Annotated in this window: 1 protein-coding gene; it reads left to right on the top strand. The window is 71.9% G+C overall.

Annotated elements, in window-relative coordinates:
• The first annotated feature begins 3 nt into the window (after positions 1 to 3).
• The gene (locus J8N05_RS28030; RefSeq protein WP_210887523.1) at positions 4 to 16,602 is read left to right on the top strand and encodes a type I polyketide synthase; all 16,599 of its coding nucleotides are present in this window, start codon (positions 4 to 6) and stop codon (positions 16,600 to 16,602) included.
• The last annotated feature ends 107 nt before the right edge of the window (positions 16,603 to 16,709 follow it).

Here is a 16,709-nt window from a genome sequence, read left to right as displayed (position 1 = left end):
ACGATGCCCAATTCCGACGAGAAACTCCTCCAGGCACTCAGGACATCACTCAAGGAGACCGAACGGCTGCGCGCGCAGCATCGCCGGCTCACCTCGGACCTGCGCGAACCGATAGCCATCGTCGCGATGGCCTGCCGCTACCCGGGTGGGGTCCAGTCACCGGAAGACCTCTGGACCCTGGTCACCGAGGAGGCGGAGGGGCTTTCCGGCTTCCCCGTCGACCGGGGCTGGGACCTGGCGGGACTGTTCGACCTTGAGCCCGGTCGTCCGGGCAAGAGTTATGTGGACCGGGGTGGGTTTCTGCATGATGCCGCGGGGTTCGATCCCGGGTTCTTCGGGATCAGTCCGAATGAGGCGTGGTTGATGGATCCGCAGCAGCGGTTGCTGTTGGAGGTGTCGTGGGAGGCGTTGGAGCGGGCGGGGATCGATCCGTCGTCGTTGCGGGGCAGTTCGACGGGCGTGTTCGCCGGGATGATGTATCACGACTACGCCTACAACAGCAGTACGGGTTCGGTCGCCTCGGGCCGGATCTCGTACACGCTGGGTCTTGAGGGTCCGGCGGTCACCGTCGACACGGCGTGCTCGTCGTCGCTGGTGGCCCTGCATCTGGCGGTGCAGGCGCTCCGTTCCGGTGAATGCTCCCTTGCGCTGGTCGGCGGGGTCGCGGTGATGGCGACCCCTGATGTCTTCGTCGAGTTCAGCCGGCAGCGGGGGTTGGCTCCCGACGGGCGGGCGAAGTCGTTCGCGGCCGGGGCGGATGGCACCTCGTGGGGTGAGGGTGCGGGGATGCTGCTGGTGGAGCGGCTGTCGGACGCCCGCGCCAACGGTCATCCCGTGCTGGCTGTTGTCCGTGGCTCCGCCGTGAACCAGGACGGCGCGTCGAACGGTCTCACCGCGCCCAACGGCCCGTCCCAACGCCGCGTGATCCGCCAGGCCCTCGCCAACGCGCGTGTGTCGTCGGACCAGGTGGACGCGGTGGAGGCGCACGGTACGGGGACGACGCTGGGCGATCCGATCGAGGCGCAGGCGCTGCTGGCAACGTATGGGCAGGACCGCCCCGAAGGGCGCCCCCTCTGGCTCGGGTCGATCAAGTCGAACATCGGTCATACGCAGGCGGCGGCCGGTGTGGCGGGCATCATCAAGATGGTCAAGGCCATGGAGCACGGCGTCCTTCCACGGACCCTGCACGTGGACGAGCCCACCCCTCACGTGGACTGGGCTTCCGGCGACGTGGAGTTGCTGACGGAGGCCCGGGAGTGGCCCGAGGCCGAAGGCCGTCCGCGACGGGCGGGCGTCTCCTCCTTCGGGATCAGCGGTACCAACGCCCATGTGATCGTCGAAGCGGCACCGCCCGTCGAGGCGGAACCCGGCGGGGAGCCCGGAGCACCGCTGGAGGTCGTCCCCTGGCCGATCTCCGCACGGGGCGAAGCAGGGGTACGCGCCCAGGCGGAACGACTGGCCGCGTTCGTCAGGGCCGAAGGACACCTCGCGCCGCAGCACATCGGCTTCTCCCTGGCGACTTCACGCGCACACCTGGAACACCGCGCCGTGGTGACCGGCCGTGACCGCGACGAACTGCTCTCCAGGCTGGACGAGTTGGCCGGGGGCGTGCCTGGTCGCGGAGTAGTGCGGGGAGTGACGAGTTCCGGCCGTACGGCGTTCCTGTTCTCGGGGCAGGGGTCGCAACGGGTCGGTATGGGGCGGGAGTTGTACGGGTCCTTCCCGGTGTTCGCGGCTGCGTTCGACGAGGTGTGCGCTGCCTTGGACCTGCATTTCGATCGGCCTGTGCGTGAGGTGGTTTGGTCGGAGCCGGGGTTGCTCGGGCAGACGGTGTTCGCGCAGGCGGGGTTGTTCGCGGTCGAGGTGGCGCTGTTCCGGCTGCTGGAGTCGTGGGGTGTACGTCCTGATTTCCTGGCGGGTCATTCGATCGGTGAGTTGGCGGCGGCGCATGTGGCGGGGGTGTTTTCGCTCGGGGATGCGGCGCGGTTGGTGGCTGCGCGGGGTCGGTTGATGCAGGCGTTGCCGTCGGGTGGGGCGATGGCGGCCATCCAGGCCTCCGAGGACGAGGTCGCCGCGCTACTGGATGACGGGGAGGTGGCGATCGCGGCGGTGAACGGTCCGACGTCGGTCGTGGTGTCCGGTACGGACGCCCAAGTAGCCACCGTAGAAGCCCACTTCAGTGAGCTGGGCCGTAAGACGAGCCGTCTGCGCGTCTCGCACGCCTTCCATTCGCCGCTCATGGACCCGATGCTCGACGCCTTCCGCGAAGTCGCCGAGGGCATCACATACAGCGCGCCCGCCATCCCGATCGTCTCCAACGTGACGGGCGGTCCGGCGGAAGACCTCGACTCGGCCGACTACTGGGTCCGGCACGTCCGTGAGACGGTCCGGTTCGCGGACGGCATCCAAGTCCTGCGTGACGAGGGCGTGACCCGCTTTCTGGAACTGGGTCCCGACGGCGTCCTGACCGCGATGGCACAGGCGTGCCTGGAGGACTCCGACGACACGGTGGCCGTACCCACTCTGGTCGCCCAGCGGCCCGAGACCGCCACGCTGCTCACCGCGTTCGGCACGCTGTACGCCAACGGGGGGCCGGTGAACTGGGAGGCCCTGTTCGACAACCGCGGCGCTGTACGGGTGGACCTGCCCACCTACGCCTTCCAGCGCGACCGGTTCTGGCTGCTCGACGCCTCGGCCACCGGCGACGCGACCTCGCTGGGCCTCCGACCGGTCGACCATCCGCTGCTCGGCGCGGTCACGGGCCTGCCCGGCTCCGGCGTGCTCGTACTGACCGGTCGGCTGTCGACCGACTCCCATCCCTGGCTCAGCGATCACCGCATGCTGGGCGGCGTGGTCGTGCCGGGCACCGCCCTGCTGGAACTGGCGATCCACGCCGGTGATCACGCGGATTGCCCCGTGGTGGAGGAGCTGACGCTCCAGGCGCCACTGGTGCTGCCCGAGTACGGCGGTGTCGCCGTGCAGGCCGTGGTGGAGGCCCCCGACGAGACCGGCCGACGGGTGATCGGTGTCTACTCCCAGGCCGACGCCACCGACCAGGTGTGGGTCCGCCACGCCACCGGCGTCCTCGGCGACGAGGCCGGGGAACCGTCGGCCGACCTGGAGGCCTGGCCGCCGCCGGGCGCGACCGCGGTTCCGGTGGACGGTGCCTATGAGGAACTTGCCGCTGTCGGCTACGACTACGGACCGCTCTTCCAAGGACTGCGGGCGGTGTGGCGGCGAGGCGACGAACTGTTCGCCGACATAGCCCTGCCGCAGGACGAGGAGCACGCGCTGGAGGAGGCAGCCGCGTTCGGGATGCACCCCGCGCTGCTCGACGCCGTTCTGCACACCTCTCTCGTGACCCGGGACGACCATGCCGGGAACGAGATGGTCCTCCCGTTCGCATGGACCGGCGTACGACTGTTCGCCTCGGGGGCTTCGGCCGTACGGGCGCGGCTCACGCCGACGGGCTCGGACGGGTTGGCACTGCGGCTGACCGACGATGCGGGAAGTCCGGTGCTGACCGTGGACTCCCTGGTCTCGCGCCCGTTGTCGGCCGGGCAGCTCACCGCCGTCGCGCCGACGCCTCATGACTCGCTGTACAGGGTGGCGTGGACCCCGGCCCCGGCCGCGATTCCGAGCCTGACCGTGTCCGGTTCGGCTCCCGAGGTGTCCTGGGCGCTGTGGGACGACCTGGTCGACACGTCCGAGGTACCTGACGTCGTGGTGCTGCCGGTCACCGGTGGGGACGGAGACGGCGGTGCGGACGGTGGCGAGGTGCGTGCAGCTGTGCTCCGTACGGTCGAGGTCGTACAGGCCTGGTTGGCCGGGAGCAGGTTCGCCGGGTCCCGGCTGGCCGTGGTGACCAGTCGTGCGGTCGCGCTGGACGGCGAGGACATCGCGGACCTCGCGGGTGCGGCGGTGTGGGGCCTGATGCGTTCGGCCCAGTCGGAAGAGCCGGGCCGCATTCTCCTCGTGGACACGGACACGGGCACGCCCGCTGACTTGGCCCGTGTGATCGGTGACGCGACAGCGTTGGACGAGCCCCAGATGGTGATCCGCGACGGTGGCGTTCACGTCCCGCGACTGGCCAGGGTCTCCCCTCCGGAGGACCTGGCGGACCGGAACGGCGAGGCGACCGCGACCCCCGTCTTCAGCAGTGACACGGGCGCTGTGCTGGTGACAGGTGCGTTCGGTGCGTTGGGCAGCCTCGTGGCGCGGCATCTCGTGGTCGAGCACGGTGTGCGGCGTCTCGTCCTGGTCGGGCGTCGGGGAGCGCAGGCCCCCGGAGGCCCGGAGTTGTGCGCGGAACTGACCGGCCTGGGTGCCGAGGTCGAGGCGGTGGCCTGTGATGTGTCGGACCGTGATGCGGTGGCGGCGTTGGTCGCGGGCCGTGTGCTGTCGGGTGTGGTGCATGTTGCTGGGGTGTTGGACGACGGGGTGGTCTCGTCGTTGACGCCGGATCGGGTGGACGCGGTGCTGCGCCCGAAGGTGGACGCGGCCTGGCATCTGCATGAGCTGACCCGGCACCTGGATCTGTCGGCGTTTGTGTTGTTCTCGTCGGCTGCGGGTGTGCTGGGTGCTCCTGGGCAGGGCAATTACGCGGCGGCCAATGCTTATGTGGATGCGCTGGCCGTGCATCGGCGGGCCAGCGGCCTGCCCGCCCAGTCGCTCGCCTGGGGCCCCTGGGCCACAGACGCCGAGGGCATGGCGGGCGGGCTCGCCGGTTCCGATGTACAGCGGATGGCCCGGTCCGGGGTGGAGGGACTCTCCGCCGACCAAGGTCTCGCCCTGTTCGACACCGCCGTCCGGACGCCCGAGCCGCTGCTCGTCCCGATCGGGCTGGCCACGAACGAACTCGCCGGGGCCGGCGACGAACTGCCGCACATCCTGCGCGGCCTGGTGCCCGGACGCCGACGCAGGACGGCCGCAGCGGGTACGCACGAGGCGGTGGCATTGCGCCGGCGGCTCACCGCGCTGCCCGAGGGGGAGCGCCGACCGGCCCTCCTGGAGACCATCCGCGCCCAGACCGCGCACGTCCTGGGGTTCACCGGCCCGCAGGACGTCGATGGTGGGCGCGCGTTCCGTGACCTCGGCATCGATTCGCTGTCCGCGGTCGAACTGCGCAACCGGTTGAACCGGGCGACGGGCCTGCGGCTGCCGGCGACGCTTGTCTTCGACTACCCGACGCCGCTGGTGCTGTCCGACCACCTGCTTGGCGAGATCCTTGGCTCGGAGCCGTCCACCGGGCCTGCCCTCGCTCTGCGGACGCCGGTCGACGACGAGCCGATCGCCATTGTGGGCATGGCCTGCCGCTACCCCGGCGGCGTCGTCTCGCCGGACGACCTGTGGCAGCTGGTCGCGGACGGCGTCGACGGTGTCTCCGGCCTCCCCACCGAGCGGGGCTGGGATCTGGCGGGACTGTTCGACCCTGAGCCCGGTCGTCCGGGCAAGAGTTATGTGGACCGGGGTGGGTTTCTGCATGATGCCGCGGGGTTCGATCCCGGGTTCTTCGGGATCAGTCCGAATGAGGCGTGGTTGATGGATCCGCAGCAGCGGTTGCTGTTGGAGGTGTCGTGGGAGGCGTTGGAGCGGGCGGGTATTGATCCGTCGTCGTTGCGGGGCAGTTCGACGGGCGTGTTCGCCGGGATGATGTACCACGACTACGCCTACAACAGCAGTACGGGTTCGGTCGCCTCGGGCCGGATCTCGTACACGCTGGGTCTTGAGGGTCCGGCGGTCACCGTCGACACCGCCTGCTCCTCCTCGCTGGTGGCATTGCATCTCGCGGTGCAGGCGTTGCGGTCGGGCGAGTGTGCGCTGGCGTTGGCCGGCGGGGTCGCGGTGATGGCTACGCCGGAGACCTTTGTCGAGTTCAGTCGTCAGCGGGGGTTGGCTCCCGATGGGCGGGCGAAGTCGTTCGCTGCTGCGGCGGATGGCACTTCGTGGGGTGAGGGTGCGGGGATGCTGCTGGTGGAGCGGCTGTCGGACGCCCGCGCGAACGGTCATCCGGTGCTGGCGGTGGTGCGGGGTACGGCGGTCAACCAGGACGGTGCTTCGAATGGGCTGACGGCGCCGAACGGTCCGTCCCAACGCCGTGTCATCCGGCAGGCGTTGGCCACAGCAGGCTTGAGCACCGCGGACGTGGACGCGGTGGAGGCGCACGGCACCGGCACGACATTGGGTGATCCGATCGAGGCGCAGGCGTTGCTGGCCACGTATGGGCAGGATCGTCCGGAGGGCAGTCCGTTGTGGCTGGGGTCGATCAAGTCGAACATCGGTCATACGCAGGCGGCGGCCGGTGTGGCGGGCATCATCAAGATGGTCAAGGCCATGGACCACGGCGTCCTGCCGCGCACGCTGCATGTGGATGCTCCGACGCCGGAGGTGGACTGGGCCTCCGGCGACGTGGAGTTGCTGACCGAGGCCCGTGAGTGGACGCAGAACGGTCGTCCGCGGCGGGCGGGGATCTCCTCGTTCGGGATCAGCGGCACCAATGCCCACGTCATCATCGAAGCGGCACCAGCAGAGGCACCCGCGCTCACGCCCGCGTCCGCACCCGTTGGTACCAATTGCCAGGATCGCCCGGCTCCTGCCCCAGTGGAGTGGATCCTCTCGGGCAAGTCGGCCGACGCGCTTCGGGCCCAGGCCGAGAAGCTGCGTGCGTACGTGGAGGACCGGCCGGAACTGCTTCCCCTCGACGTCGGGTTGTCGCTGGCGACCTCGCGCACGGCGTGGGAGCACCGTGCCGTGGTGGTGGCCGACGACCGGACCTCCGGGCTTCGCGGGTTGGCCGCCATCGCGTCCGACGAGCCGCGCTCCGGTGTCGTGCAGGGTGCGGTCTCCGCGGGGCGTACGGCCTTCTTGTTCTCGGGGCAGGGGGCGCAACGGGTCGGTATGGGGCGGGAGTTGTACGAGTCGTTCCCGGCGTTCGCGACCGCTTTCGACGAGGTGTGTGCCGCCTTGGACCTGCATTTCGATCGGCCGGTCCGTGAGGTGGTTTGGTCGGAGCCTGAGTTGCTCGGGCAGACGGTGTTCGCGCAGGCGGGGTTGTTCGCGGTCGAGGTGGCGTTGTTCCGGCTGCTGGAGTCGTGGGGTGTGCGTCCTGACTATCTGGCGGGTCATTCGATCGGTGAGTTGGCGGCGGCGCATGTGGCGGGGGTGTTCTCGCTCGGGGATGCGGCCAGGTTGGTGGCTGCGCGGGGCCGTTTGATGCAGGCGTTGCCGTCGGGTGGGGCGATGGCTGCCGTCCAGGCTTCCGAGGACGAGGTCACCGCGCTGCTGGATGACGGGGAGGTGGCGATCGCGGCGGTCAACGGTCCGACGTCGGTCGTGGTCTCCGGTACGGACGCCCAAGTAGCCACCGTAGAAGCCCACTTCAGTGAGCTGGGCCGTAAGACGAGTCGCCTGCGGGTCTCGCACGCCTTCCACTCCCCGCTCATGGACCCGATGCTCGACGCCTTCCGTGAGGTGGCCGAGAACGTCACCTACAGCCCGCCCGCCATCCCGATCGTCTCCAATGTGACCGGCGGTCCGGCGGAAGACCTCGACTCGGCCGACTACTGGGTCCGGCACGTCCGCGAGACGGTCCGGTTCGCCGACGGTGTGACCCACCTGCGCTCTGCCGGCGTGACCCGCTTCGTGGAACTGGGCCCCGACGCAGTCCTGGCCGCCCTGGTCCAAGGGCAGGTCACGGACGAGGCCGTGGACGACACCGTGGAGGTCGTCGTGCCGGTCCTCCGCCGGGACCGTTCCGAGGAACGGGAGCTGAGGGCGGCCGTCGGTCTGCTGCATGCGCACGGGGTCCCGGTGGACTGGCAGACCGTGTTCGCCGGACGGGGCGCCCGCCTGGTCGAACTGCCCACGTACGCCTTCCAGCGGCAGGACTACTGGCTCGACACCCCCACGGGCGGGGGCGATGTGGCGGGGCTCGGCCAGACCGCCGCCGAGCACCCGTTCCTCCGTGCCGCCGTGGCGTCCCCGGAGGACGACGGCGTGGTGCTGACCGGCAGGGTGTCGACCGGCACCCTGCCGTGGCTGGCCGACCACGAGGTGTTCGGGGCGCTCCTGCTACCGGGTACCGCCTTCGTGGAACTGGCCGTACGGGCCGGGGACCAGGTCGGCTGCGACGTACTTCAGCAGCTCACCCTCGAAGCGCCGCTCGTGCTGCCCGCGCACGGCGGTGTCGACGTCCAGGTCACGGTCGGTGCTCTGGACGACGACGGCGCCCGTCGCGTCGGCGTCTACGCCCGCCCCGACGACGCCTCGCCCGACGTCCCGTGGACGCGGCACGCGAGCGGGCTCCTTTCCACGGACGGTTCCCCGGTCGGCTCTTCGAACGGCTCTTTGAACGGCTCCTCGGGCGGTTCTCCGGGCGGTGCGGCATTCGAGGACGACCTCGCCGTCTGGCCCCCCGAGAACGCGTCCGCCCTGGATCTGACGAGCGGTTACGAGACCCTTGCCGACCGCGGGTTCGGCTACGGCCCGGCGTTCCAGGGGCTGCGTGCCGCGTGGCGGCGCGGTGACGACCTGTTCGCCGAGATCGCGCTGCCCGAGCACGACCGGGCCGAGGCTGCCGAGTACGGCATCCACCCGGCCCTTCTGGACGCCGCGCTGCACGCGATCCTCCTCGACGGGGGAAGCGACGAGGGCGACGACGGGGGAGTCGGCGAGGGCCGCGGGGCCGTCCTGCCGTTCGAATGGAGCGGGGTACGGCTGCACGCCGCCGGAGCACCGGTGGCACGCGTGCGCGTCCGCCGTGCCGGCGCCGCCGGGGTGAGCCTGCTGGTGACCGACGAGACCGGACAGGCTGTCCTGTCGGTGGACTCCCTGGTCTCGCGACCGGTGGAGCCCGGCCAACTCTCCGTCCCGGGCGCCCAGGACGGCCCGGACGACTCACTGTTCACCGTCGCCTGGTCGACCCTGCCGACCGGCGAGCCCGCCGCCATGCCGACCGCGGCCGTGCTGGGAACAGACCGCTGCGGCCTGCCCCAGGACGTCCCGGCGTACGCGGATCTGGCCGCGCTCGCCCAGGAGCAGGTTCCGGACGTCGTCGTGTGGGCCTGCCCGTCGGTCGTCGACGACGTCCCGGCAGGTGTGCGCGCGGTCGCGCACGAGACGTTGCGCGTCGTCCAGGAGTGGCTGGCCGACGAACGGCTGGAAGCCGCACGGCTGGTGGTGGTCACCCGTGGCGCGGCTGTCACCGCCGACGGCGAGCGGCCGGGCGATCTCGCGGCCGCGGCCGTGCGCGGCCTGATCCGTACCGCCCGGACGGAACACCCCGACCGCTTCGTCCTGGTAGACCTGGATCCCCACCCCGATCCGCATCCCCGTGCGCATCTGGACCTGGAGGCGGGAAGTGGCGCGGTTCCGTCGCCGGCCGCCCTCGCGGTCCACGGCGAACCCGAACTCGCCGTACGCGGCACCGAGGTGCGCGTCCCCCGGCTGGTCAGGACAGCCGGAGGCGCGGACAGGACGGTCGGCGGTACGGACACCCTGACGTTCGACCCGGCCGGGACCGTACTGATCACCGGCGGTACGGGCGGCCTCGGTTCGCTGGTGGCCCGGCACCTGGTGCGCGAACACGGCGTACGGCACCTGCTGCTGACCAGCCGCCGGGGCATCGACGCCCCCGGCGCCCGCGAACTGCGTACGGAGTTGGCCGGACTCGGCGCCGAGGTCACGGTCGCCGCCTGTGACGTCGGCGACCGGGACGCCGTCGCCGCTCTCCTCGCTGGCGTCGAGCACCCGCTGACGGGCATCGTGCACACGGCCGGTGTGCTGGACGACGGAGTGCTGACCTCGCTCACACCCGACCGACTGGACACCGTGCTCACTCCGAAGGCCCACGCGGCCTGGTATCTGCATGAGCTGACCCGGCACATGGACCTGTCGGCGTTCGTGCTGTTCTCCTCGGTCGCGGGCACCCTGGGCGGTGCCGGACAGGCCGGCTACGCGATGGCGAACGCCTTCCAGGACGCCCTCGCCGCCCACCGGCACGCGCTCGGCCTGCCGTCGGTCTCCCTGGCCTGGGGTCCATGGGCCGGGGTGGAGGGCATGGCGGGCACACTCGCCGACGCCGACACCGAGCGGCTCCGGCGCTCCGGGACGCCGCCCCTGACGGTCGCCGAAGGGCTCGCGCTGTTCGACCGGGCGCTGTCCGCCGGGACGGCGGAACTCGTACCCGTCCGGCTCGACCTCGGCGTACTGCGGTCCTTCGCGGCGTCCGGCGCCGTCCCGCCCGTCCTGCACGGCCTGGTCAAACCCCCTGCACGCCGGGCGGCCCGGTCCGGTGGCGCGGCATCACTGCGGCGCCGGCTGGACGCGCTGCCCGAGGCGGAACGCGACCGCGCGCTGCTCGACCTGGTACGTACACACGTCGCCGCGGTCCTCGGCCACGAGGACGCCCGTTCCATCGAACCCGCCCGCGCCTTCACCGAACTCGGGTTCAGCTCCCTGTCGGCAGTGGAACTGCGGAACCTTCTCGGCGCCGCCACCGGCCTGCGGCTGCCCGCCACCCTCGTCTTCGACCACCCCAGTTCCGACGCGGTGGCCCGGCACCTCATGGGCGAACTCCTCGGCGCCGGCGAGACCGCGGCCCCGGTCAGGGCCCAGGCGCGCGTCGACGAACCGATCGCGATCGTGGGCATGGCCTGCCGGTTCCCCGGCGGGGTCGCGTCCCCCGACGATCTGTGGCGGCTCGTCGCCGACGGCGTGGACGCGGTGGCGGAGTTCCCCCGCGACCGGGGCTGGGACGTCGACGGCCTCTACGACCCCGAGCCCGGCAAGCCGGGCAAGTGCATCGCGCGGGAGGGCGGTTTCCTGTACGACGCGGCCGACTTCGACGCCGAGTTCTTCGGGATCTCACCGAGGGAGGCACTGGAGACCGACCCGCAGCACCGGCTGCTGCTGGAGACCTCGTGGGAGGCGTTCGAGAGTGCCGGAATCGCGCCTGGTTCCCTGCGCGGCAGCGCGACCGGCGTGTTCGCCGGAGTGATGTACCACGACTACGGAGGCGGGGCCAGCGGCGGCAGTGTCGCCTCCGGGCGGGTCTCCTACACGCTCGGCCTGGAAGGGCCGGCCGTCACGGTGGACACGGCGTGCTCGTCGTCCCTGGTGGCCCTGCACCTGGCCGCGCAGGCGCTGCGGACCGGCGAGTGCACCCTCGCTCTCGCGGGCGGTGTGACGGTGATGGCGACCTCGGGGACGTTCGTGGAGTTCAGCCGTCAGCGCGGACTCGCGGCGGACGGCCGCAGCAAGTCGTTCGCCGCGTCCGCCGACGGCACGGGCTGGGGCGAGGGCGTCGGCATGCTCCTGGTGGAGCGGTTGTCGGACGCCCGCGCCAACGGCCACCCCGTCCTGGCGATCGTCCGGGGCACCGCGACCAACCAGGACGGTGCCTCGAACGGCCTGACCGCGCCCAACGGCCCCTCGCAGCGCCGCGTGATCCGTCAGGCCCTCGCCAACGCCGGCCTGGGCACGGCGGACGTGGACGCGGTGGAGGCGCACGGCACCGGCACCCGGCTCGGCGACCCGATCGAGGCGCAGGCCCTCCTGGCGACGTACGGGCAGGACCGTCCGCAGGACAGCCCGCTGTGGCTGGGGTCCGTCAAGTCGAACCTGGGCCACACCCAGGCGGCGGCCGGTGTCGCGGGCATCATCAAAATGGTGCAGGCGATGCGGCACGGGGTGATGCCCCGAACGCTGCACGTGGACGAGCCGACCCCGCACGTCGACTGGTCGGCCGGACGGGTGGAACTGCTGACGAAGGCCCGGGAGTGGCCGCGCAACGGTCGTCCCCGCCGGTCGGCGGTCTCCTCCTTCGGGATAAGCGGCACCAACGCCCACGTGATCCTCGAACAGCCACCCGCCCCGAACGGGACGGACGACACCTCCGCACCCGCCGACCGGCCCCGCACCGGCACCCTCCCCTGGGTGGTGACGGGCCGCAGCGCCGAAGCCGTACGCGCCCAGGCCGAGCGGCTGGCCGCCTTCGTCCGGGCGGACGACACCGTCGGCATCGCCGATGTGGGGCTGTCGCTGGCCACGACGAGGACGGCGTTCGACCATCGCGCGGTCGTGCTCGCGGCGGACCGGGCGACCGCGCTGGAGGGACTGGACGCGCTGGCCACCGGCGCCGCGCACCCCGGCGTGCTGCACGGCTCCGGCCGCGGCGGCGCCGCACCGGTGTTCGTCTTCCCCGGGCAGGGTTCGCAGTGGGTGGGTATGGCGGTCGAGCTTCTGGATTCCTCGTCGGTGTTCGTTGCTCGGATGGAGGAGTGTGCCGGGGCGTTGGGGGCGTTTGTGGAGTGGGATCTGTTGGGGGTTCTGCGGGGTGATGGTGGGTTGTTGGAGCGGGTGGATGTGGTTCAGCCGGTGTTGTGGGCGGTGATGGTGTCGTTGGCTGAGGTGTGGCGTGGTTTCGGGGTGGAGCCGGCTGCTGTGGTGGGTCATTCGCAGGGTGAGATCGCGGCTGCGTGTGTGGCGGGTGCGTTGTCTTTGGAGGACGGTGCTCGTGTGGTGGCGGTGCGGAGCCGGATCATCGCGGAGGACCTGGCCGGGCAGGGCGGCATGCTGTCGGTGGGCCTGTCGGCCCAGGCTGTCGGCGAGGTGCTTGCCGGGTGGGAGGGCCGTGTGGAGCTGGCTGTGGTGAACGGTCCCGCGTCGGTGGTTGTGTCCGGTGAGGTGGGTGCGTTGAGGGAGCTCAGGGCGATGTTGGAGGGGCGGGGTGTGCGGGTTCGGCTCATCCCTGTCGATTACGCCTCGCACTCGATGTTCGTCGAGGGGCTCCGTGACCGGATCCTGGCCGAGTTGGAGGGTCTGTCGCCGCGTTCGTCGAGGGTGGCGTTCTGTTCGACCGTGACGGGTGGGCTGCTCGACACGGTCGCCCTCGATGCCGGGTACTGGTATGCCAACCTGCGGCAGACCGTCCGTTTCGAGCAGGCCACGCGTGCCCTGCTGGACGATGGTTTCACCGCGTTCGTGGAGTCCAGTCCCCATCCCGGTCTGCTGGTCGGCCTGGGCGAGACCATGGAGTCGGCGGGCGTGAGCGGAGTGACGGCCGGCTCGCTGCGCCGCGGCGAGGGCGGCACGGAACGGTTCCTCACCTCGCTCGCCGAGGTGTTCACCGGCGGTGTGGACGTCGACTGGCACACCGCCTTCGACGGACACGGGGCCGGGCGGGCCGAACTGCCCACCTACGCCTTCCAGCGCCGCCGCTACTGGGCCGACCAGAGCGCGGGCGCGGGCGATGTCACCTCCCTCGGCCTGGACGCCCCCGGCCATCCGCTGCTCGGCGCGGTCGTCCCGTCCGTGGCCCCCGGGGCGGACGGCGTGACACTCACCGGCCGGCTGTCCGTGGGCACCCAGCCGTGGCTCGGCGACCACGCCGTGTCCGGCGTGACACTGTTCCCCGGAACGGGCTTCGTGGAACTGGCCGTACGGGCCGGGGACCAGGTCGGCTGCGGCCGGGTCGAGGAACTGGCACTGGAGGCGCCGCTGGTGCTCCCCGCCGACGGCGGTGTCTCCGTACAAGTGGTCGTCGGCGCCTCCGACGGCCCGGACGGCGGACGGCCCGTGACCATCCACACCCGCGCGGACACGGACGGGCCGTGGACCCGGCACGCGCTCGGCACACTGGCCCCGGCCGGCACGGCCACGGACCCCGGACTCGAACAGTGGCCCCCGCCCGGCGCCACCGAGATCGACGTCACCGGACTGTACGACGCACTGGCCGACGTCGGTCTGGAGTACGGGCCGGTGTTCCGCGGGTTGAGGGCGGCGTGGCGGCGTGGTGAGGAGGTGTTCGCGGAGGTCGCTCTTCCTGAGCAGGTGGAGGGGGACGGGTTCGGGTTGCATCCGGCGTTGCTGGACGCGGGTCTGCATGCGGTGGCGTTGAGTGGTGCGGTCGGTGACGGGGTGGTGCTGCCGTTCGCGTGGTCGGGCGTCGAACTGTTCGCCTCCGGCGCCACGGCCCTGCGCGTCCGGGTCACCCCGACCGGCAGCGCAGTGGTGTCGATCCAGGCCGCGGACACGGCCGGGAACCCGATCGTGGCGGTCGAGTCGCTGGCCCTGCGGGAGATGACCCCGGCCCAGCTGTCCGCCGCGGCCGGATCACCCTTCCACGAGTCGCTGTTCCGTCTGGAGTGGACACCGCTCCCGGCCCCGCGTGCCGGGCGGACCCCGGACTGGATCGCCTGGGACGACCTGCGGGCCGAGACCCCCGTACCCGAACTGGTCGTGCTGCCCGCCACCGGGGTGGCGGCGGGCGCCGAACCGGCCCGCAAGGCCGTGCACCAGGTGCTCGACGCCGTACGGTCCTGGCTCGCCGCCGACCGGTTCGCGGGCGCCCGCCTCGTGGTCGTCACCTCGGGCGCGGTGTGCGTGGACGGCGAGGACGTCACCGATCTCGCGGGCTCGGCCGTCTGGGGACTCGTGCGCTCGGCACAGTCCGAGGACCCGGGCCGGATCGTCCTCGCCGACCTGACCGATCCCTCGGCCGTCACGAGCGTGCTCCCGGCCCTGGCGTCGTCGGACGAGCCACAGGTCGCCCTGCGCGACGGCGTGCTCCGGGCGGCCCGCCTGGCGAAGGTGCCCGCGGAACCCGCCGAACTCGCGCTGCCGGCAGTCGAGTTCACCGAGTTCACGGGCGAGGGCCCCGTCCTGGTGACCGGTGCGCTCGGTGCGCTCGGCGTCGTCGTGACCCGGCACCTGGTCGCCGAACGCGGCGTACGGAACCTGCTCCTCGTGGGCAGGCGCGGAGAGGCGACCCCCGGCGCGGCCGAACTGTGCGCAGAACTGTCGGGACTCGGAGCGCGCGTGGAGGTGGCCGCCTGCGACGTGGGCGACCGCGACGCCCTCGCAGGACTCCTGGCCGACCGGGACCTGAGCGCCGTCGTGCACGCGGCAGGGGTGCTCGACGACGGAACGATCTCCTCCCTCACCCCCGAGAGCGTGGACACCGTCTTCCGCCCGAAGGCCGACGCCGCCTGGTATCTGCACGAGCTGACCCGGCACATGGACCTGTCGGCGTTCGTCCTGTTCTCCTCGGCGGCCGGTGTGCTGGGCACTCCGGGACAGGGCAACTACGCGGCGGCGAACGCTTTCCTGGACGCCCTGGCCGCACACCGCCGCGCCCACGACCTGCCCGCCCGGTCCCTGGCCTGGGGACTGTGGGGCGCGAGCGACAGCGGCATGGCGGGCCGGCTCGACGACAACGACCGTCAGCGCGTGGGCCGTTCCGGCGTCGAAGCGCTCTCCGCCGAGGAAGGGCTCGGGCTCCTCGACACCGCCGCACGTCTCGACGCGGCGGCGCTCGTACCGATCCGGCTGAACCTCAGGGCCCTGGCCACCGCCGGCGACGACCTGCCGCCGCTGCTGCGGGACCTGATACCGCGCTTCCGGCGCACCGCCACGGCGGGCCGCGCGGACTCGGGCGCGCTCCGCGCGCGACTCGCCGGCCTCTCGGAGGACGAACGGGCCCAGGAACTGCGGACGCTGGTGCTGACCTGCGCCGCCGGAGTCCTCGGCCACAGCGGCCCCGAGGCCGTCGACCCGGACCGGGACTTCCTGGAGGCGGGCTTCGACTCCCTCACGGCGATGGAACTGCGCAACGGACTCAACGCCGCGACCGGCCTGCGCCTGCCCGCGATGGCCGTCTTCGACTCCAAGAACCCCGCCGAGCTGGCCCGCCATGTCCAACAACGCCTGGCGGCCGACCTCGACGGCCCGGCGGCGGTCACGGACGGCGAGCCCACCGCGGACACCGACGGCGACACCCTCAGCGACCTGTTCCGCGCGGCCGTACGAGCGGGGAACGTCACCCAGGGGTTCGTCCTCCTCGGCGCGGTCGCCGACATCCGGCCGAGGTTCACCGGAATCGCCGACCTGCCGAGCCCACCGCGGCCGGTGGTCCTCGCGGACGGGCCCATACGACCCCGCCTGATCTGCGTCTCCACGCCCATGGCGGTCGGCGGCGTCCACCAGCACGCCCGGCTCGTCACGCACCTGCACGGCACCCGGCACGTCACGGCGCTGCCGCTGCCCGGGTTCGCGGCGGGGGAGAGCCTTCCCCGGTCGCTCGACGCCGTCACCGAAGTGATCGCCGACAGCGTGGCACAGGCCGCGGAAGGGGACCCGTACGTCCTGCTCGGCTACTCCTCCGGAGGCCTGGTCGCCCACGCGGTCGCGAGCCACCTGGAGGCGGCGGACGCCGGCCCCGAAGGGATCGTCCTGCTGGACAGCTTCCAGGTCCGCGACGAGGCCATGACCGTCGGCCAGGAGTCGCTCGCCCTGAATCTGCTGGAGATGGAGCCGACGTTCGGGCGCTTCGGCAGCGCACGGCTCTCCGCGATGGGCCTGTACGCCAACCTCCTGCTCGACTTCACCCCCGGCGCACTCCGCGCGCCCGTCCTGTTCGTCCAGGCCGCCGAGTCGTTCATCACCGGCCCCGGCGGCGAACCCGGCGGCGACCGGTGGCTGGCCGCGCCGTGGAACGCCACCCAGACCCTCAGGACGGCTCCGGGGGACCACTTCTCCCTCGTACAGGAGGACGCCGAGACCACCGCGCGGATCGTCGACGAGTGGATCGCCTCGATGCGGTGAACCCCGTGGTCCACCCCTGCGATGAACCCCTGATCCACCCCTGGGTGAACCCTGCCCCACCCCTGCGGTGAACCCCTGATCCGCACCTGCGGAGAACACCGGTTCCG

The sequence above is a fragment of the Streptomyces liliiviolaceus genome, assembly GCF_018070025.1.
GTDB lineage: Bacteria > Actinomycetota > Actinomycetes > Streptomycetales > Streptomycetaceae > Streptomyces > Streptomyces liliiviolaceus.
The sequence above is the reverse complement of the archived record's forward strand: the minus strand, read 5'-3'. Positions and strand labels throughout refer to the sequence as shown.

Coding starts and splice junctions, on each gene's coding strand:
- J8N05_RS28030 (WP_210887523.1), top strand. CDS start 4: ATGCCCAATTCCGACGAGAAACTCCTCCAGGCACTCAGGACATCACTC.